At 70.5% G+C, this 19,711-nt stretch carries 18 protein-coding genes; 7 read left to right on the forward strand and 11 right to left on the reverse strand.

The window, feature by feature from the left end:
• Nucleotides 1-49: 49 nt before the first annotated feature.
• From ilvC to ACXJKD_RS05520, 5 genes are all read right to left on the reverse strand, one after another.
• Nucleotides 50-1,078, reverse strand: a complete 1,029-nt coding sequence (ilvC, locus tag ACXJKD_RS05500; RefSeq protein ID WP_457253436.1) for a ketol-acid reductoisomerase — start codon at nucleotides 1,076-1,078, stop codon at nucleotides 50-52.
• 64 nt (nucleotides 1,079-1,142) lie between these two features.
• Entirely contained in the window at nucleotides 1,143-1,655 is a 513-nt protein-coding gene (gene ilvN / locus ACXJKD_RS05505) for an acetolactate synthase small subunit (RefSeq protein ID WP_056922718.1), read from the reverse strand.
• A 5-nt stretch (nucleotides 1,656-1,660) separates the two neighbouring features.
• Entirely contained in the window at nucleotides 1,661-3,463 is a 1,803-nt protein-coding gene (locus ACXJKD_RS05510; RefSeq protein WP_457254160.1) for an acetolactate synthase large subunit, read from the reverse strand.
• A 409-nt stretch (nucleotides 3,464-3,872) separates the two neighbouring features.
• On the reverse strand, nucleotides 3,873-5,600 hold the full coding sequence (gene ilvD, locus ACXJKD_RS05515) for a dihydroxy-acid dehydratase (protein ID WP_457253438.1): 1,728 nt from the start codon (nucleotides 5,598-5,600) through the stop codon (nucleotides 3,873-3,875).
• A gap of 104 nt (nucleotides 5,601-5,704) precedes the next feature.
• A complete protein-coding gene (locus tag ACXJKD_RS05520; protein ID WP_457253440.1) occupies nucleotides 5,705-6,229 on the reverse strand; it encodes a SixA phosphatase family protein in 525 nt (174 codons plus the stop codon).
• Nucleotides 6,230-6,379: 150 nt separating this feature from the next.
• Between ACXJKD_RS05520 and ACXJKD_RS05525 the strand changes: the two genes are divergently transcribed.
• Nucleotides 6,380-7,489 (forward strand): PLP-dependent cysteine synthase family protein, encoded by a 1,110-nt coding sequence (locus ACXJKD_RS05525; protein ID WP_457253442.1) that lies wholly within the window; start codon nucleotides 6,380-6,382, stop codon nucleotides 7,487-7,489.
• 57 nt (nucleotides 7,490-7,546) lie between these two features.
• Here the strand turns inward: ACXJKD_RS05525 and ACXJKD_RS05530 are convergent, their stop codons facing one another.
• Nucleotides 7,547-7,831, reverse strand: coding sequence for a MoaD/ThiS family protein (locus tag ACXJKD_RS05530; protein ID WP_457253444.1), 285 nt, complete (start codon nucleotides 7,829-7,831; stop codon nucleotides 7,547-7,549).
• Nucleotides 7,828-8,967 carry a WD40/YVTN/BNR-like repeat-containing protein gene (locus tag ACXJKD_RS05535; RefSeq protein WP_457253447.1) on the reverse strand — a complete coding sequence of 380 codons (1,140 nt, stop codon included), beginning with the start codon at nucleotides 8,965-8,967 and terminating at the stop codon, nucleotides 7,828-7,830. Before ACXJKD_RS05535 ends, ACXJKD_RS05530 begins: the two co-directional genes overlap by 4 nt.
• Before the next feature lie 52 nt (nucleotides 8,968-9,019).
• Between ACXJKD_RS05535 and ACXJKD_RS05540 the strand changes: the two genes are divergently transcribed.
• A complete protein-coding gene (locus tag ACXJKD_RS05540; protein ID WP_457253448.1) occupies nucleotides 9,020-9,829 on the forward strand; it encodes a glycoside hydrolase family 16 protein in 810 nt (269 codons plus the stop codon).
• Between the two features lie 2 nt (nucleotides 9,830-9,831).
• Here ACXJKD_RS05540 and ACXJKD_RS05545 read toward each other — a convergent pair whose 3' ends face one another.
• Entirely contained in the window at nucleotides 9,832-10,758 is a 927-nt protein-coding gene (locus tag ACXJKD_RS05545) for a 2-hydroxyacid dehydrogenase (protein ID WP_457253450.1), read from the reverse strand.
• 62 nt (nucleotides 10,759-10,820) lie between these two features.
• Between ACXJKD_RS05545 and ACXJKD_RS05550 the strand changes: the two genes are divergently transcribed.
• Nucleotides 10,821-12,011, forward strand: coding sequence for a PQQ-dependent sugar dehydrogenase (locus ACXJKD_RS05550; protein WP_457253452.1), 1,191 nt, complete (start codon nucleotides 10,821-10,823; stop codon nucleotides 12,009-12,011).
• Nucleotides 12,012-12,091: 80 nt separating this feature from the next.
• Nucleotides 12,092-12,664, forward strand: a complete 573-nt coding sequence (locus ACXJKD_RS05555; protein WP_457253454.1) for a DUF937 domain-containing protein — start codon at nucleotides 12,092-12,094, stop codon at nucleotides 12,662-12,664.
• A 5-nt stretch (nucleotides 12,665-12,669) separates the two neighbouring features.
• Here the strand turns inward: ACXJKD_RS05555 and gatB are convergent, their stop codons facing one another.
• From gatB to gatC, 3 genes are all read right to left on the reverse strand, one after another.
• Nucleotides 12,670-14,205 carry an Asp-tRNA(Asn)/Glu-tRNA(Gln) amidotransferase subunit GatB gene (gatB, locus tag ACXJKD_RS05560; protein ID WP_457253456.1) on the reverse strand — a complete coding sequence of 512 codons (1,536 nt, stop codon included), beginning with the start codon at nucleotides 14,203-14,205 and terminating at the stop codon, nucleotides 12,670-12,672.
• A gap of 2 nt (nucleotides 14,206-14,207) precedes the next feature.
• Complete coding sequence (gatA, locus tag ACXJKD_RS05565) at nucleotides 14,208-15,725, reverse strand: Asp-tRNA(Asn)/Glu-tRNA(Gln) amidotransferase subunit GatA (protein ID WP_457253458.1); 1,518 nt, start codon at nucleotides 15,723-15,725, stop codon at nucleotides 14,208-14,210.
• A gap of 79 nt (nucleotides 15,726-15,804) precedes the next feature.
• On the reverse strand, nucleotides 15,805-16,101 hold the full coding sequence (gene gatC, locus ACXJKD_RS05570; protein WP_457253460.1) for an Asp-tRNA(Asn)/Glu-tRNA(Gln) amidotransferase subunit GatC: 297 nt from the start codon (nucleotides 16,099-16,101) through the stop codon (nucleotides 15,805-15,807).
• Between the two features lie 171 nt (nucleotides 16,102-16,272).
• Here gatC and mce point away from each other — a divergent pair, with 171 nt between their 5' ends.
• From mce to ACXJKD_RS05585, 3 genes are all read left to right on the forward strand, one after another.
• Nucleotides 16,273-16,713 (forward strand): methylmalonyl-CoA epimerase, encoded by a 441-nt coding sequence (gene mce / locus ACXJKD_RS05575; RefSeq protein WP_056922453.1) that lies wholly within the window; start codon nucleotides 16,273-16,275, stop codon nucleotides 16,711-16,713.
• 179 nt (nucleotides 16,714-16,892) lie between these two features.
• Entirely contained in the window at nucleotides 16,893-18,233 is a 1,341-nt protein-coding gene (ccrA, locus tag ACXJKD_RS05580; RefSeq protein ID WP_457253463.1) for a crotonyl-CoA carboxylase/reductase, read from the forward strand.
• A gap of 48 nt (nucleotides 18,234-18,281) precedes the next feature.
• Nucleotides 18,282-19,622, forward strand: coding sequence for an AI-2E family transporter (locus ACXJKD_RS05585; protein ID WP_457253465.1), 1,341 nt, complete (start codon nucleotides 18,282-18,284; stop codon nucleotides 19,620-19,622).
• Nucleotides 19,623-19,711: the final 89 nt, after the last annotated feature.

Genomic DNA, 19,711 nt, shown 5'->3' on the forward strand with positions numbered 1-19,711 from the left:
GACCGGCATACGGGTCGTGGACGCCTGGGCGGCGCTGCGGTCTTTCGCGTCAGCGCGCGGCGGACCCCTCGACGTAGTCGGAGTCCGTCTCCTTGATCCAGCTCATCAGCTTGCGCAGCTCCTTGCCGGTGCCCTCGATCGGGTGCTGGGCACCCTTCTCGCGCAATGCCTTGAACTCCGGCGCACCGGCGTCCTGGTCGTCGATGAACCGCTTCGCGAAGACGCCGTTCTTGATGTCGGCGAGGACGGCCTGCATGTTCTCCTTGACGCTCGGGTCGATGACGCGCGGCCCCGAGACGTAGTCGCCGTACTCGGCCGTGTCGGAAACCGACCAGCGCTGCTTGGCGATGCCGCCCTCGACCATGAGGTCGACGATGAGCTTGAGCTCGTGGAGGCACTCGAAGTACGCCACCTCGGGCTGGTAGCCGGCCTCGACCAGGGTCTCGAAGCCGTACTGAACCAGCTGGGAGGCGCCGCCGCAGAGCACGGCCTGCTCGCCGAAGAGGTCGGTCTCGCACTCCTCGGTGAAGGTCGTCCTGATGCCGCCGGCGCGCAGTCCGCCGATGGCCTTGGCGTAGGACTGGGTCAGCGCCCAGGCGTCACCGGAGGCGTCCTGCTCGACCGCCAGCAGCACCGGCACACCGCGACCGTCGACGTACTCGCGACGGACGAGGTGACCGGGGCCCTTGGGGGCGACCATGACCACGTCGGACCCGGCCTCGGGCTTGATGTAGTCGAAGCGGATGTTGAAGCCGTGGCCGAACAGCAGGCCGGCACCCTCCTTGAGGTTGGGCGCGATGTCGTTGGCGTAGACGGTCCGCTGCACCTGGTCGGGCGTGAGGATGACGACCAGGTCGGCCTCCTTGACCGCCTCCGCGACCGACTTCACGGTCAACCCCTCGGCCTCCGCCTTGGCGCGGCTCTTGCTCCCCTCGGCGAGACCGACGCGGACGTCGACCCCCGAGTCGCGCAGGTTGAGCGCGTGCGCGTGGCCCTGGCTGCCGTAGCCGATCACGGCCACCTTCTTGCCCTGGATCACGCTCAGGTCAGCATCGTCGTCGTAGAACATCTCGGCCACGGTGGCCACTCCTTAGGTTGTCTGTCTTCGGGTGTTTGGTCACTCAGGGGGTGTGCAGTGGAAATCAGGCGGACCGCATGGCGCGGTCGGTGATGGAGCGGGTGCCGCGTCCGATGGCGACCATCCCGGACTGGACGAGCTCCTTGACCCCGAACGGCTCGATGACCTCGAGGAAGGCGGCGAGCTTGTCGCGGTTGCCGGTGACCTCGATGGTCAGGGTGTCGCTGGCGACGTCGACCACCTTGGCACGGAAGAGCTGCACCGTCTCCAGCACGTGGCTCCGGCTGTGGATGTCGGTGCGGACCTTGACCAGGAGGATCTCCCGCTGCACCGACGCCGTGGGCTCGAGCTCGACGACCTTGAGCACCTCGATGAGCTTGTTGAGCTGCTTGGTCACCTGCTCCAGTGGGAGCGCGTCGACGTCGACCACGACCGTCATCCGGGAGATCTCGGGGTGCTCGGTCGGACCCACTGCGAGCGAGTCGATGTTGAAGCCGCGCCGCGAGAAGAGCGCCGCGATGCGGGCCAGGACGCCGGGCTTGTTCTCGACGAGGACCGACAGGGTGTGCTTGCTCATCGCCATCACTTCCCGTCCTTGTCCGCGTCCTCGGGCTGCTCGGTGGCCTCGTCCTCTTCGCGGTCCCACTGGGGAGCCGTGTCCTTGGCGACCTGGATGGCGTCGTTGCTCACGCCGGCCGGCACCATCGGCCAGACCATCGCGTCGCGGTGGACCACGAAGTCGACGATGACCGGGACGTCGTTGATCTCCATGGCCTTCTTGATCGTCGCGTCGATGTCCTCCGGCCGCTCACAGCGCAGGCCCACGCACCCGTACGCCTCCGCGAGCTTGACGAAGTCGGGGATGCGGTTGCCGACCGACGTGTGCAGGTCGGTGTTGGAGTAGCGCTTGTCATAGAAGAGCGACTGCCACTGGCGCACCATGCCGAGGCTGCTGTTGTTGATGATCGCGACCTTGATCGGGATGTTGTTGATGACGCAGGTCGCGAGCTCCTGGTTGGTCATCTGGAAACAGCCGTCGCCGTCGATCGCCCAGACCACGCGGTCCGGCTCGGCGACCTTGGCACCCATGGCGGCCGGCACGGCATACCCCATCGTGCCGAGGCCACCGGAGTTCAGCCAGGCGTTGGGGCGCTCGTACTGGACGAACTGGGCGGCCCACATCTGGTGCTGGCCGACGCCTGCGACGTAGATCGACTCGGGACCGCTGATGGCTCCGATCCGCTCGATGACCTGCTGCGGCGACACGGCGTTCTCCTCGCCCTCGGGCGTGGTGTAGCCGAGGGGGAAGGTCGCCTTCCAGCCGGCGGTCTGGTCTCGCCAGGCGGAGTAGTCGCCCTTGGTCCCGGCCGCGTGGTCGGCGGCGACGGCCTTGACCAGCTCGCCGATCACCTCGAGCACGTCACCGACGATCGGGACGTCAGCAGTGCGGTTCTTGGAGATCTCGGCCGGGTCGATGTCGGCGTGGATGACCTTGGCCTCGGGGGCGAACGTCGACAGCTGGCCGGTCACCCGGTCGTCGAACCGTGCACCGAGGGTGATGAGCAGGTCGGACTTCTGCAGGGCGGTGACCGCCGCGACCGACCCGTGCATGCCCGGCATGCCCAGGTGGAGCGGGTGGCTGTCCGGCACCGCACCGCGCGCCATCAGGGTGGTCACGACGGGGATCTGGGTCAGCTCGACGAACTCCCGCAGGGCGTCCGAGGCGCGACCGCGGACGACGCCACCACCGACGTAGAAGACCGGGCGCTTGGCCGCCGCGATGAGGCGGGCGGCCTCCCGGATCTGCTTGTTGTGCGGACGCGCGACGGGCCGGTAGCCGGGCAGGTCGTACTTCGGCGGCCAGGCGAAGGTCGTCTTGGCCTGCAGTGCGTCCTTGGAGATGTCGACGAGCACCGGGCCGGGACGTCCGGTGGAGGCGATGTGGAACGCCTCGGCGATGACGCGCGGGATCTGGTCGGCATCGGTCACGAGGTAGTTGTGCTTGGTGATCGGCATCGTGATGCCGCGGATGTCGGCCTCCTGGAAGGCATCCGTGCCGATGGCGGCCGACGCGACCTGGCCGGTGATGGCGACGATCGGCACCGAGTCCATGTAGGCGTCGGCGATCGCGGTGACCAGGTTGGTCGCGCCCGGCCCGGAGGTCGCCATGCAGACCCCGACCTTGCCGGTGGCGCTGGCGTAGCCCTCGGCCGCGTGCCCCGCACCCTGCTCGTGGCGGACCAGGATGTGGCGGACCTTGACCGAGTCGAGCAGGGGGTCGTAGGCGGGGAGGATCGCCCCACCGGGGATGCCGAAGACGGTGTCGACCTCCATCGCCTCGAGCGAGAGCACCAGGCTCTGGGCGCCGGTCACCGTAGCGGGCACCTTCGCCTTCGCCTGCTCGGCCAGCCGGGACGGGCTGGGGGCTGGACTGCCGGCCGGACTGAAGGCCGGGCTCGAGGTGGGGCTCGGTGCCGGTTTCGCGTCGCTCACGTCACTACCGCTTTCGGTTCTCGCTCGAACTGCTCAGGCTGGATGTGCTCATGAAAAAGCCCTCCAGTCCTCAGGTGAGGACGACGGAGGGCAGCGCGCTGGCTCGAGGAGCCTGCGCGCTAATGAAGTACGAGAATTCGTGCCACACGAGAACTCTCCCGCCGTCCACTGGTGGTGTCAACGTACGAGACAACCGGTCCCACGATCCGGACCAATCGTCTCAGTCACAGCCCCGGTTCGAGGTATTCGGCGACCGGATTCCGGTCGCCGAATACCTCGACCCGCGCGCGAAGGGCGACCTTCAGCCGCAGACGGCTCCGCCGCTCGCGCTGCCGACCAGCTTGCGGTACTTGGCCAGGACGCCGCGCGGGTACTTCGACGCCGGCGGCTCGAAGCCCTCCGCCCGTCGGGCCAGCTCGGCCTCGTCGACGTGGACGTCGAGCACGCCGTTCGCGACGTCGAGCGTGATCCGGTCGCCGTCCTGCACGAACGCGATCGGCCCACCGTCGACGGCCTCGGGGGCGACGTGCCCGACACACAGGCCGGTCGTCCCTCCGGAGAACCGTCCGTCGGTCAGGAGCAGCACCTCCTTGCCGAGGTCCGCTCCCTTGATGGCACCGGTGACGGCCAGCATCTCGCGCATGCCCGGACCACCCTTGGGGCCCTCGTAGCGGATGACGACGACGTCGCCGGCCTTGAGCGAGCCGTCCTCGACGGCGTCCATCGCGGCGCGCTCGCCGTCGAACACCCGGGCCGTGCCCTCGAAGACGTCGGAGTCGAAGCCGGCCGACTTCACGACAGCTCCCTCCGGGGCCAGCGTGCCCTTGAGGATGGTGATGCCACCCGTCTTGTGGATCGGCTGGGTCATCGCGCGGACGACCTTGCCGTCGACGTCGGGCGGGGCGATGTCGGCGAGGTTCTCGGCCATGGTCCGACCGGTGACGGTCAGGCAGTCGCCGTGCAGCAACCCGGCATCGAGCAGCGCCCGCATGACGACCGGCACTCCCCCGACGCGGTCGATGTCGGTCATGACGTACTGACCGAACGGCTTCACGTCGGCCAGGTGCGGGACCTTGGCTCCGACGCGGACGAAGTCGTCGAGGGTCAGGTCGACCTCCGCCTCGTTGGCGATGGCGAGCAGGTGCAGGACGGCGTTGGTGGAGCCACCGAAGGCCATCACGACGGCGATGGCGTTCTCGAACGCCTCCTTCGTCATGATGTCGCGCGCGGTGATGCCGCGACGCAGCAGCTCGACGACGGCCTCACCGGACTTGCGCGCGAACCCGTCACGTCGACGGTCGGTCGCGGGCGGGGCAGCCGAGCCGGGCAGCGACATCCCCATCGCCTCGGCCACGGAGGCCATCGTGTTGGCGGTGTACATCCCGCCGCACGCGCCCTCCCCCGGACAGATCGCGCGCTCGATCGCGTCGACGTCGGCGCGCGACATCAGCCCGGCGGCGCACGCCCCCACGGCCTCGAACGCGTCGATGATCGTCACCGTCCGCTCCGAGCCGTCGGACAGCTTGGCGATGCCCGGCAGGATCGACCCTGCGTAGAGGAAGACCGAGCTGAGGTCGAGGCGCGCGGCGGCCATCAACATGCCCGGCAGCGACTTGTCGCACCCGGCGAGGAGCACCGAGCCGTCGAGCCGCTCGGCGTTCATCACGGTCTCGACGGAGTCGGCGATGATCTCGCGGCTCACCAGCGAGAAGTGCATGCCCTCGTGGCCCATCGAGATGCCGTCACTGACGGAGATCGTGCCGAACTCGAGGGGGTAGCCACCGGCCGAGTGCACGCCGTCCTTGACCGCCTTCGCGAGCCGGTCGAGCGAGAGGTTGCAGGGCGTGATCTCGTTCCACGAGCTGGCCACCCCGATCTGCGGCTTGACCCAGTCGTCGTCGCCCATGCCCACCGCGCGGAGCATCCCGCGGGCCGCGGTCTTCTCGATGCCATCGGTGACGTCGCGGCTGCGCGGCTTGATGTCGACGCCGGAAGGGGTTGCCCCCGAAGTGGGCTCGGTGGTCGTCATGTCCGCAGTCTAGAACTCAGGTCCACAGAGTGGGACGCGGGTCTCACAGGCCGACCAGCGCCCAGACGAGCGCCCGGACCAGGCTGCCCGGGTATGCCGCGTGGTCACCCGCGCGACACGTGGCAGCGTTCGAGCGCCGCAGTGCCGAACTCGAGGCCCGACCACGGTCCCGCGTAGCGCAGCACCGCGATCGCGGACGTCGGGAAGCCATCAGCGAGGCACTCGTGGGCGGCGCTCGAGCCGTCGCCCTCGGACAGCCCGCTGGCCAGCATCGCCATCGTCGGGTTGTGGCCGACCACCATCACGACCTGGACCTCGCCCGGTGCGTCACGCAGCGACCCCAGCACCGTCCCGGCACCCCCGGTGTAGATGCTGTCGGAGAACTCGACCGTCTCGCCGCACGCCCCGCCCTCCTCGGCGGCGGCCCAGGTCTGGCGGGTGCGGGTCGCCGACGAGCACAGCACGAGCTCGGGACCGAGCTCGTGCTCGTGCAGCCAAGCCCCGGCCGCGCGGGCGTCCCGCACGCCGCGACCGGTCAGCTCGCGCTCGTGGTCGGGCTTGCCGAAGACCTGTTCCGCCTTGGCGTGGCGGAAGAGGATGAGCACCTTGTCATCACTGGCGAGGGTCATACCCCGAGCATGGCCCTGATGGCCGCAGACAGCCAGCCCTGCGGGTCCGGCAGCCCAGCCCGGCCGCTAGCCTCGTCCCACACGACGAGGTGACCCGGGGCAGCGCACGAGCGGCCACGGCATACCTCGCTGCGCAGTGAGGAATGACCGATGGAACAGGCGCCCACCCTGATCGACGCCGCGACGTCCAACCCGACCGACCGGGCCTGGCTCGACGAGGCCGTCCGGCGCATCCAGGCCGACGCCAACCGCAGCGCCGACACCCACCTCGTGCACGTGCCCGTCCCCGGCCTGCCCGACGTCGACCTCTACCTCAAGGACGAGTCGACGCACCCGACGGGCAGCCTCAAGCACCGGCTCGCCCGGTCGCTGTTCCTCTACGCGCTCTGCAACGGCGAGCTGCACGAAGGCACCACCGTCATCGAGGCCTCGAGCGGCTCGACCGCCGTGTCCGAGGCGTACTTCGCGCGCATGCTCGGGCTGCCGTTCATCGCTGTCATGGTCAGCACGACGAGCCCAGAGAAGATCGCCCTCATCGAGCGTGAGGGCGGCCAGTGCCACCTCGTCGAGGACGCCTCGGAGGTCTACGACGAGGCGCGCCGGCTGGCCGACGAGCGGGGCGGCCACTACCTCGACCAGTTCACCTATGCCGAGCGCGCGACGGACTGGCGGGGCAACAACAACATCGCGGAGTCGATCTTCGAGCAGATGGCGCGGGAGCGGCACCCCGTGCCGCGGTGGGTCGTCGTCGGGGCCGGGACCGGCGGCACGAGCGCCACGATCGGACGGTTCGTGCGCTACCGGGGACTGGCCAGCGAGGTCTGTGTCGTCGACCCGGAGCGTTCGGCCTTCTTCCCCGGCTTCTGCGGTGACGACGAGGGCGTCACCGCAGCGTGCGGGTCGCGGATCGAGGGCATCGGTCGACCGCGAGTGGAGCCCAGCTTCATCCCGAGCGTCGTCGACCGCATGCTGCTGGTGCCCGACGCCGCGTCGGTCGCGGCGATGCGGTTCCTCACCGAGCGCACCGGCCTGCGCGCCGGCGCCTCGACCGGCACCAACCTCTTCGGGGCACTGCGGCTGGCCTGCGAGATGGCCGAGCGCGGACAGGCGGGGAGCATCGTGTCGCTATTGTGCGACGGGTCGGAGCGGTATGCCGGCACCTACCGCAACGACGACTGGCTCACCGAGCGTGGGTGGGACCTCAGCCCGCACCGTGGCGTGCTGGAGGCGGCGTGGGACCGCGGGACCTGGACCGCCTGAGCGCCTGCCTCCTGACCGCCTGCCTCCTGACCGCTTGCCTCCTGACGGACAGGCCGGTCAGCCGCCGGAGACGGCGTTGATCACGTGGACCGTCGAGGTCGGCGACACGGGCGTCTGGACGCCGTCGGCCCGCTTGGCGTCCTCGCCGTCGATGAACACGTTGACGTGGCGTCGGATCTGGCCGCGCTCGTCGCGGACGCGGGAGGCGAGGATCGGCCACGGCTCGAAGGCGCGGTCGAGCACCTCCGCCAGCGGGGCGGCGGACGCCAGCTCGACGGGGAGCTCGGCTGCCCCCTCGGCCAGGTCGCGCAACAGACCCGGCAGGACGACTCGCGCGGTCATCGGAGCGTGACCGCCCGGACGCAGAGGACGTCGGGGAGCTGCTCGACGATCCGGTCGAAGGACTCGCCGCCGTCGACCGAGGCGTAGACCTCGCCGTTGCGGGTGCCCAGGTAGAGCCCGGGCTCGTCGTGGGTGTCGAGACCAGCCGCGTCGCGCAGGACGTTCGTGTAGGACGGCGACGGCAGGCCCGCGTGCTGGGTGCGCCAGGTCGACCCGGCGTCGTCACTGCGCTGCACCTGCAGCTCGGCCGCAGGCGGGATCCGCTCGCCGTCCGACGCGATCGGCACGAGCCACACCGTGTCGCCCTGGGTCGGGTGGGCCAGTGCGGTCATGCCGAAGTTGGTGGGAAGCCCCGCCTCGATCGAGGTCCAGGTGACCCCGTCGTCGTCCGAGCGGTAGACGCCGCGGTGGTTCTGCGCATAGAGGCGGGTCGGAGTGGCGCCGTCGCGGACCACCTTGTGCACGCACTGACCGAACTCGGGCCACTCGTCGTGGGGCTGGAAGTAGGCGTGGATACCGGTGTTGCCCGGCGTCCAGGACCGTCCGCCGTCGCGGGTGTTGTAGACACCCCCGGTGCTCATCGCGACGAGCATGTGGTCGGGGCTGGCCGGGCTCGGCAGGACGGTGTGGATCGCACCGCCACCGAACCCCTCGCCCCACTCCGGCCGGTGCGGGTGCTCCCACAGCCCCCGGTTGAGCTCGAAGGTCTCGCCGCCGTCGCCGCTGCGCCACAGGCCCTGGGGCTCCGTGCCCGCCCAGACCACCTCGGGGTCGTGCGGGTCGGCGACCAGCTGCCAGGTGGCCTTGAGCGCGGTGTCGGTGTCCTCCGGGAAGCGGATCGAGCCCTCGGGATGCTCCACCCAGGTGGCGCCGAGGTCGTCGGAGTGCTGGAGCGAGGGCCCCCAGTGCGACGACCGGAAGCCCACCAGCAGCCTCGGGGTGTCTCGCCTCGTGTCGAACAGCAGGGACAGCACCTCACTCATCAGGAAGTGCGGCCCCTCGACCGTCCAGGTGCGTCGGTCCGTGCTGCGGGCCAGCCACAGCCCCTTGCGCGTCCCGATCCCGACGATCGTCTCACCAGCAGTCGTCTCACCAGCAGTGTTCTCACCAGCAGTGGTCTCAGCCGTCTGTCCCATGGCTCCCAATATGGCACTGACGACTGACAGTGGCACCCGTCACGATGGGTTCATGACCGCCGAGCGCGCCCAGGACGACCCCCACCACCAGGGCTTCGTCGACGACTTCGCGGGCGCCGACCTCGACCCCGCGGTGTGGGTCCCGTCCTACCTCCCCCAGTGGAGCTCGCGTGCCGCCAGCGCTGCGACCTATGCCGTCCGCGACTCGTGCCTGCACCTCACCATCCCGGCCGAGCACGGCCTCTGGTGCCCCGACGACCACGGTCCGCTCCGCGTGTCCGGCGTGCAGTCCGGCATCTTCTCGGGCCCGGTCGGGAGCACCATCGGCCAGCAGCCGGTGCGGGAGGGCGCCCTGGTCCGTGAGGCCCAGCCGACGATGTGGGGCTGGACGCCACGCTACGGCCGCCTCGAGATGCGGGCCCGGATGGACCTCACGTCGCGGTCGATGGCCGCCTGGTGGCTGGTCGGCCTCGAGGACCAGCCCGACCGGTGTGGTGAGCTCTGTGTCGTGGAGGTCTTCGGCGACGCGATCACCGCGGAGGGAGCCGCGGTGGGCGCGGGGGTGCACCCCTTCCGCGACCCGCGGCTCGTCGACGACTTCGCTGCTCCACGCGTGCCCATAGACGTCAGCGACTTCCACACCTACAGCGTCGACTGGATGCCCGACGGTGCGCGGTTCGCGGTCGACGGCACGGTCATCCGGACGGTCGACCTCGTCCCCGACTACCCGATGCAGTCGATGGTCGCCGTCTTCGACTTCCCCGACCGCGCCGACCCGAGCGATGCGGCGCAGGCCTCTCACGTGCCCACCCTGGTCGTCGACCGCATCGGAGCCGTGCAGGACCAGACCCGCTCACGCTGACGTCAGTCGCGCGCCACGAGGTTGCGCAGTGGTCGCCCTGCCGCAAAGGCGCCGAGCTGCTCCTGGAGCAGGCGGGCGGCCCGCGGCATGAACGCCGTCGACGCACCCCCCACGTGGGGCGTGATGAGCACCCCCGGCAGCCCCCACAACGGGTGGTCGGCCGGCAGCGGCTCGGGGTCGGTCACATCGAGGGCTGCCCGGATCCGGCCGGCCGCGGCATGCCGCACGAGCGCGTCGGTGTCCACGACCCCACCGCGCGCGACGTTGACGAGCAACGAGCCGTCGGGCATCGCCGCGAGGAACTCGTCGTCGACCAGCCCGGCCGTCTGCTCGCTCAGGGGCACGATGATGATGACGACGTCGTGGTGCGGCAGCAGCGCCGGGAGCTCGTCGACCCCGTGCACCGATCGCACCAGCTCGTCGCCCGCCCTGGCCCGGCTGGCGACCGCGGTCACCTGCACCTCGAACGGCGTGAGCCGGGCCGCGACCGCGCGCCCGATCGAGCCGTACCCCAGCACGAGCACCCGCTTGTCAGCCAAGGACTCGTGGAACACCGACGGAAGCCAGGTCCGATCACGTTGCGCCGCAACGAAGTCCGGAAAGTCCCGCAGGCTCGCCAGAGTCAGTGCGACCGCGAGCTCGGCGGTCGAAGCGTCGTGGACGCCGGTGGCGTTGGCCAGGCGCACGCCGTCGGGCAGCACGGCGAGGACGTTGTCGTAGCCGGCGGTGAGCAGCTGCACCAGCTCGAGGTGCGGCAGTCGGGTCAGGGCCGCGAGCCGTTCGCCGCCGCCGATGTAGGGCGGCACCACGATCCGGATCTCGTCGGCACGGTCGGGGACCCCGTCGAGGTCCCAGACCGCCAGCTCGATGCCGGAGACGGGGCCCACGGCCGCGACCCACTCCTGTCCGGGCAGGGTCACGAGAGTCATGTCCAGCACGGTAGCGCCGTCGCGATCGGCGTTCGCAGGGAGCCCATCACGCACAATGGGGTATGCCGCGCGCACCAGTCCATCCACGGCGCAAGGGTCCAGGGCCCACCTCCGCAGGGGCCGCGGCCACCTCCGTGCTGGTCGGTGCGCTGCTCGTCAGCGGGTGCTCCGGTGACGGCCCCGGGACGACCGGCACGGTCTCCGCGCCGGTCATCAGCACCTCGACGAGCACCTCGACGAGCACCTCGACGAGCACGAGTCCGACGACGACCACGGCCCCGAGGAGCGCTCCCGCCACCGCGACCATCGCGAAGGACCTCGACGTCCCGTGGGGCCTGGCGTTCCTGCCCGACGGCTCGGCCCTGGTGACGTTGCGCGACGAGGGACGGCTCCTCCAGGTCCGTGCGGGCCAGGCCCCGACGGCACTCGGCGCGATCCACGGGGTCAGTCCGGACGGTGAGGGCGGGTTGCTCGGAGTCGCGGTCTCGCCCGACTTCGCCAGCGACCAGAGCATCTTCGTGTACTTCACTGCGGCAGACGACAACCGGGTGGTGCGACTGACCTTCGCGGACGGCGCGGCGACCCGGCCCACCGTGGTGCTGCGCGGCATACCCAAGGCGGGGCACCACAACGGCGGGCGACTCGCGTTCGGTCCCGACGGCTATCTCTACGTCACGACCGGTGACGCAGGGAAGTCGGACCGGTCGCAGGACAAGCGGGCCCTCGGGGGCAAGATCCTCAGGATCACCCAGGACGGGAAGCCCGCGCCCGGCAACCCGTTCGGTGGCTCGCCGGTCTGGAGCTACGGCCACCGCAACGTGCAGGGCATCGCGTGGGCACCCGACGGGCGGATGTTCGCCAGCGAGTTCGGCCAGAACCGGTGGGACGAGCTCAACCTCATCCAGCCTGGGCGCAACTACGGCTGGCCCGTCGTCGAGGGCAGCGCCGGACGCTCGGGCCTCACCGACCCCCTCGTCCAGTGGGCGACCTCCGACGCCTCGCCGAGTGGGATCGCCGTGGCCGACGGAGCCGTCTGGGTGGCGGCGCTCAGGGGCGAGTCGCTGTGGCGGATCCCGTTGACCACCAACGGTGTCGGCGCACCCCAGCGGCTTCTCCAGGGCGAGTACGGCCGGCTGCGCGATGCGGTGGCCGCACCCGACGGTCGGCTGTGGGTGCTGACGAGCAACACCTTCCGCGGCACCCCTGCCGCGGACGACGACCGCGTCGTCGCGTTGTCGCTCGACGACTTCTAGGCCTGCCCCGCGGGCGGCTGGGCGGTACGTTGACGCCAGGCGCGGCCACGGCGGCCGACCACCACCCGAAGGGGGCACCCATGTCAGCAGTGGACGAGATCCTGTCGCAGGTCGACCTCGAGCAGCTCGCGCAACAGGTGGGGGCCGACCCCGCGGAGGTCGAGCAGGCTGCCAGGACCGCACTACCGGCCCTGCTCGGTGGACTCGACGCCAACGCCGCCGACCCCGCAGGCGCGGCCTCGCTCGCGGAGGCCCTGGGCCAGCACGACCCGGCGCTGGTCGAGGGCGGCGTCGACCTCAACCAGGTCGACGCGGCCGAGGGCGACAAGATCGCGCAGCACATCTTCGGTGCCAACCGCGACCAGGTGGTGAGCCAGCTCGGGGGCGTCGGCGGGTCAGCAGGCAAGGGGATCATCGCCAAGCTGATCCCGATCCTGGCGCCCATCGTGCTGTCCTGGCTGGCGAAGAAGGTCCTCGGGGGCGCGGCTGACGCCTCCCGGTCGCCCTCCGCGAGCGCCGGCGGCGGCGGGCTCGGCGACATCCTCGGCCAGGTCCTCGGCGGGGCGACCAAGGGCACCCAGTCAGGCGGGGTCGACACCGGGTCGATCATCACCGACGTGCTCGGCGGCCTGCTGGGCGCAGGCCGCCGCTGACTCGCTCAGGCCAGCTTGGCGAGGATCAGCTCGCGGGCCTTGCCGGCATCGGCCTGACCCTTCATCTCCTTCATCACCTGTCCGATGAGCGCACCAGCTGCCTGGACCTTGCCGTCCCGCACCTTCTGGGCGACCTCGGCATTGGCCTCGATGACCTTGTCGACGGCGGCCTCGAGCGCGCCGTCGTCCTGGACCAGCTCCAGGCCGCGGGCGTCCGCCACCTCGGTCGGTGTACCTTCGCCGGCGATCACGCCGTCGAGCACCTGACGGGCCATCGAGTCGTTGAGCCGACCGTCCCGCACCAGACCGTCGAGCTCGGCGATGTGGGCCGGCGTGACGCCGAAGTCCTCGACGCCCTTGCCCTCGACGTTCGCGCGGCGGGCCAGCTCACCGGTCCACCACTTGCGGGCCCCGGCAGGCGTCGCCCCAGCCGCCACGGTCTCCTCGATGAGGGCGACCGCACCGGCGTTCATGACGTCGCGCATCTCGAGATCGCTGTAGCCCCAGTCGTTCTGGAGGCGGCGCCGACGCTCCCCGGGAGGCTCGGGCAGGGTGCCCCGCAGCGTCTCCACGGTCTCGGGGGTCGGGGCCACGGGCACGAGGTCGGGCTCCGGGAAGTATCGGTAGTCCTCGGCGTCGGACTTCTCGCGACCGCTGGTCGTGACGCCGGTGTCCTCATGCCAGTGGCGCGTCTCCTGGGTGATCTTGCCGCCCTTGTCGAGGATCGCCGCGTGACGGGTGATCTCGTAGCGGACCGCCCGCTCGACGCTGCGCAGCGAGTTGACGTTCTTGGTCTCGGTGCGCGTGCCGAGCGGGACGTCGTCCTGCGACTCGCCGCCGGTCGCGCGCGGCCGCAGGGAGACGTTGGCATCGCAGCGGAGCGACCCCTGCTCCATCTTCACGTCCGAGACACCGAGGGCACGGAGCAGCTCGCGCAGGGCGCCGACGTAGGCCTTGGCGACCTCGGGCGCGCGCGCTCCCGCTCCGGTGAGCGGCTTCGTCACGATCTCGATGAGCGGGATCCCCGCCCGGTTGTAGTCGACCAGCGAGTGGTCGGCACCGTGGATCCGACCGGTCGCGCCGCCGATGTGCAGCGACTTGCCGGTGTCTTCCTCCATGTGCGCGCGCTCGATCGCGACCCGGTAGGTCGTGCCGTCCCCGAGCTCGACGTCGAGGTGCCCCTCGAAGGCGATCGGCTCGTCGTACTGGCTGGTCTGGAAGTTCTTCGGCATGTCCGGGTAGAAGTAGTTCTTCCGGGCGAACCGGCACCACTGCGCGATCTCGCAGTTGAGCGCGAGGCCGATCCGGATGGCCGACTCGACGGCCTTCTCGTTGACGACCGGCAGGGCACCGGGCAGGCCGAGGCACACCGGGCAGACCTGGGTGTTGGGCTCGGCGCCGAACCCGGTCGCGCAGCCGCAGAACATCTTCGTCGCGGTGTTGAGCTCGACGTGCACCTCGAGCCCCATCACGGGGTCATAGCGCTCGAGGGCCTCGTCGTAGTCGACGATCTCCTCCGCGACCGACGTGGTGCTGCTCATGGTCAGGCTCCCTTCGCGGTCAGCTGGGGGGCCTTGGCCAGCAGTGGCCCACCCCATCGGTCGACGAGCATCTTCTCCAGCGCGGCGCCCACGCCGTAGAGGCGCTCGTCCTTGGTCGCCGGGGCGAGGATCTGGATGCCGGTGGGCAGCCCGTCCTCGTCGGCCAGGCCGCTGGGCAGCGACATGCCGGGCACGCCAGCGAGGTTGGCCGGGATGGTGGCGACGTCCTGGAGGTACATCGACATCGGGTCGTCCAACTTGTCGCCGAGCTTGAACGCGGTGGTCGGCGCCGTCGGGCTCACCAGCACGTCGACCTGCTCGAATGCCGAGGAGAAGTCGTTGGCGATGAGCCGTCGCACCTTCTGGGCCTGCCCGTAGTAGGCGTCGTAGTAGCCGCTCGACAGGGCGTAGATGCCGAGGATGATGCGGCGCTTGACCTCGTCGCCGAAACCGGCATCCCGCGTGGCCGCCATGACCTGCTCGGCGCTCGGGTCGTCGACGCCCTCGGGCAGCACCCGCAAGCCGTACCGCATGGCGTCGAACTTCGCGAGGTTGGAAGACGCCTCGCTGGGCAGGATCAGGTAGTAGGCGGCGAGCGCGTAGTCGAAGCTCGGGCAGGACACCTCGACGACCTCGGCGCCGGCCTCCTGGAGCAGGGCCACCGACTCGTCGAACCGGGCGCGCACGCCCGCCTGGTAGCCCTCTCCCCCGAGCTCCTTGATGACGCCGACCTTGAGTCCCTTGACGTCGGCCCGCCGGGCGGCCTCGACCACCGCGGGCACCGGGGCGTTGATCGAGGTGGAGTCCATCGGGTCGTAGCCACCGATGACCGAGTGGAGCAGCGCCGCGTCGAGCACCGTCCGCGTGCACGGTCCGGCCTGGTCGAGGCTCGAGGCAAGCGCCACGAGGCCGTAGCGCGAGACGCCACCATAGGTCGGCTTCACGCCGACGGTGCCCGTCACCGAGGCCGGCTGGCGGATCGACCCACCGGTGTCGGTGCCGATGGCCAGCGGTGCCTCGTATGCCGCGACGACGGCGGAGGAGCCGCCTCCCGACCCGCCGGGGATCCGGGTGAGGTCCCAGGGGTTGTGGGTGGGTCCGTAGGCCGAGTGCTCGGTCGAGGAGCCCATCGCGAACTCGTCCATGTTGGTCTTGCCGAGGATCGGCATGCCGGCCGCCTTGAGCCGCGCGACGAGCGTGGCGTCGTAGGGCGGGATCCAGCCCTCGAGGATCTTGGAGCCGCAGGTCGTCGGCAGGCCCTTGGTCGCCATGACGTCCTTGACGGCGATCGGGACGCCCGCGAGGACGTGCAGGTCGTCGCCGGACGCCCGGCGCTCGTCGACGCCTCGGGCCACCTCGAGCGCGCCTTCGCCGTCCACGTGCAGGAACGCGTGCACATCGGCGTCGACTGCCGCGATCCGGTCGAGGTGTGCCTGGACGACTTCGACGGAGCTGAGCTCCTTCGAGGCGATGGCATGGGCCAGCTCAGCGGCGCTGAGGCGGGTGAGGTCGGAGTTCACGAGGGGACGTCCTTGGTCTGTCGCAGGGTCTGTCGCAGGGTCTGTCGCAGCGGTGGGACGCGCGCGTCGGCGCGGTCGGTCAGTCTTCGTCGAGGATGCGGGGCACCGAGAAGCGCTGCAGCTCCCTCTCGGGGGCAGCGGCCAGGGCGGCCTCGGCGCCGAGGGACGGGCGGACCTCGTCCGGACGCGTGACGTTGGTCAGGGGCAGCGGGTGCGACATCGGCTCGATGYCGTCGGCGGCCACCTCCTGCACCTTGGCGACGGACTCGAGGATGACGCCCAGCTCGCCGACCATGCGGTCGAGCTCGGCATCGGACAGGTCGATGCGGGCGAGGCCGGCGAGGTGCGCGACGTCGTCCCGGGACAGTGCGGACATGGGCGTCAGTCTAGGGGCCCTGCGCACGGCCACCCCTTCCCGGGCGTGCTCGGCGGACCACGGCAGGACGCGACCGGGACGCGACCAGCGGGCGGCCCTGCCGCCCCCTGGTGGCGACCGCCACACGACTCACCCCTGTATGCCGAGCGGCCGGGTGCCTACGGTGGTGGCATGACCCGCCTGCCGATCGACCTGTTCACCGCCATCGACCACGTAGGGGTCGCAGTGCGCGACCTCGACGAGGCGATCGCCTTCTACCGCGACACCTACGGCATGACGTTGGCGCACGAGGAGGTCAACGAGGAGCAGGGCGTCCGCGAGGCGATGATGGCGGTGGGCGGCAGCGGCTCGCACATCCAGCTCCTCGCTCCCCTCTCCCCCGAGTCGACGATTGCGAAGTTCCTCGACCGCTCGGGTCCCGGAGTGCAGCAGGTCGCCTACCGGGTCGAGGACGTCGAGGCCGTCAGCCAGGTGCTCCGTGACAGGGGGCTTCGGCTGCTCTACGACGAGCCGCGCCGGGGCACGTCGAACTCCCGGGTCAACTTCATCCACCCCAAGGACGCCGGCGGAATCCTCGTCGAGCTGGTGCAGCCGGCGCACGAGACGCACTGACCGCCAGCGGTGGCCCGTGGCTGGGACCGCGCACGCGGCATACCCGGTCCGCGAGCCCGGCCGGGACCGTCGGCAGGTGAGGTAGGTCACCGCGTGACCGGAGTCTCACCACCCCCCGGATCGCCTTACCCAGCAGTAGTTTCGGCTGCACGTGCCGACGACGCCGAGGAGCCACACCGATGCAGGAAATCCGCGACGCCATCCTCTCCGGGGACCGCACCCCTGAGACGTATGCCGGGCTGTCCATCCCCGAGTCCTACCGCGCTGTGACGGTGCACAAGGACGAGGTCGGGATGTTCGAGGGCCTGGCCAGCAAGGACAAGGACCCACGCAAGTCGCTGCACCTCGACCACGTGCCGGTGCCGGAGCTCGCGCCCGGTGAGGCCCTGGTCGCCGTCATGGCCAGCGCCATCAACTACAACACCGTGTGGACCTCGATCTTCGAGCCGGTGTCGACGTTCGGGTTCCTCGAGCGCTACGGCCGCACGTCGGAGTTCGCCAAGCGGCACGACCTGCCCTACCACGTGGTCGGCTCCGACCTGGCCGGTGTGGTCCTGCGCACCGGGCCCGGGGTGACCAAGTGGGCGCCCGGCCAGGAGGTCGTGGCGCACTGCCTGTCCGTCGAGCTCGAGGACGCCGACGGCCACAACGACACGATGCTCGACCCGCAGCAGCGCATCTGGGGCTTCGAGACGAACTTCGGCGGCCTCGCCGAGCTCGCCATCGTGAAGTCCAACCAGCTGATGCCCAAGCCCGCCCACCTGTCCTGGGAGGAGGCGGCCTCCCCCGGGCTCGTGAACTCCACGGCCTACCGCCAGCTGGTCTCCAAGAACGGCGCGGCCATGAAGCTCGGCGACCGCGTCCTCATCTGGGGCGCCTCCGGCGGCCTCGGGTCCTACGCCACGCAGATGGCCCTGGCCGGTGGCGCGACCCCCATCTGCGTCGTGTCGTCGCCCGAGAAGGCCCAGATCTGCCGCGAGATGGGTGCCGAGCTCATCATCGACCGCAATGCCGAGGGCTACCGGTTCTGGAACGACGACAACACCCAGCAGGACCCGCGTGAGTGGCAGCGGCTGGGCAAGAGGATCCGCGAGCTGACCGGCGGGCACGACGTCGACATCGTCTTCGAGCACCCGGGGCGCGAGACCTTCGGTGCGAGCGTCTACGTCGCACGCAAGGGCGGCACGATCGTCACCTGCGCGTCGACCTCGGGCTACATGCACGAGTACGACAACCGCTACCTGTGGATGAACCTCAAGCGGATCATCTCGAGCCACTTCGCCAACTACCGCGAGGCGTGGGAGGCCAACGAGCTGATCAACCGCGGCCTCATCCAGCCGACGCTCTCGAAGACCTACGCGATGGACGAGGTGGGGCAGGCGGCCCTCGACGTCCACCGCAATGCCCACCAGGGCAAGGTCGGCGTCCTCACCCTGTCGCCCGAGGCGGGACTCGGCGTCACCGACACCGAGAAGCGCGCGGCCCTGCTGCCCCAGATCAACCGCTTCCGCAACGCCTGACCTGCACCTTTCCGTCCTGCGCACCATGCGGTGCCATAGGGTCGTCGCATGTCAGTGCTCGACCGGTGGAGAGAGTTCCGGCGCGCCCAACGGGACGCGTTGCGGGCCAGCAACCATCCCCACGACCGCCCCGAGCAGACCAGTGAGCTCGGCGAGCTGCTCGCCGACATCCTGCCGAGCCGGCGTTCCTCCCGCGACGACGGTGGGTCCGACGAGGGCACCGACGGCCGCACGGAAGGTGCTGGGGTCGCTGGGGTCGCCGAGGGCCACCGGCCCGACGACGGCCCCGGCCAGACCACCCAGGACGAGTCCTCCGCCGACGGCCGTCCCTACGGCCGGGCCGGGCGACCGCTCAACCGCCAGTCGCCGTTCTACATGGGCTTCGTCGGCGCCATCGGGGTCCTCACTGCCCTGCTGCTCTGGCACACCCTCGGCCGGCTGACGACCGTCCTGACCCTGGTGGTCGTGGCGTTCTTCCTGGCCCTCACCCTCAACCCGCTCGTCGAGTTCCTCACCCGCCACGGGCTGAAGCGCGGGGGCGCGGTCGCCCTCGTCTTCGCCGGCGTGGTGGCGGTGTTCACCCTGCTCGGGCTCGTCGTCGTGCCGCCGGTGATCTCCCAGGGCACCGACCTGGCCCAGAAGGCGCCCGACTACCTCGACCAGATCCTCCGGAGCCGCTTCGTCAAGGACCTCGACCGGCACTACGACGTGGTCGACAAGATCCAGACGGAGTTCAACAAGAGGATCACCGACGGCAACTTCCTCAGCCAGGTCTTCGGCGGTGTGCTCGGCGTGGGGGTGGCCGTCATCGGCGGCATCTTCCAGGCCTTCACGGTGCTGGTCCTCACGCTGTTCCTGCTCGCGTCGTTCCCCCGGGTCAAGCAGGGGGCCTACGCCATCGTCCCCGCCTCGCGTCGTCCCCGCGTGATCTCGCTCTCCGAGGAGATCATGCGACGGACGGGCTCCTACGCCATCGGCCAGGTCGCCGTCGCGACGATCAACGCGATCTGCTCGTGGATCATGATGATGATCGTCGGCATCCCGTATGCCGCCGTGTTGGCTGTCGCGGTCGGCTTCCTGGGCCTGATCCCCATGGTGGGTGCGACCGCCGGTGCGGCCGTCGTGTGCCTCGTGGCGATCTTCGACGAGCCCAAGAAGGCGGTCATCGCCCTCATCTACTACGTGGTCTACCAGCAGCTCGAGAACTACGTCGTGGCGCCCAGGATCATGCAGCGCACCGTCTCGGTGCCCGGCGCGGTCACGGTCGTGGCCGCCCTCGCGGGCGGCACCCTGCTCGGCGTGCTGGGCGCCCTGCTGGCCATCCCCGTCGCCGCCGGCCTGCTGCTCCTCTACGAAGAGGTCCTGCTTCCCCGCCAGCGCCGCCACTGACCGGCTGTCGCTGTCGCAGCCGCTCGTGCTGGTGTCGGTGTCGGTGTCGACGCGGGGCATTCCAGTCAGCGGGATGCCAAGAGGGCGGT

This window comes from Pedococcus sp. P5_B7, assembly GCF_054049895.1.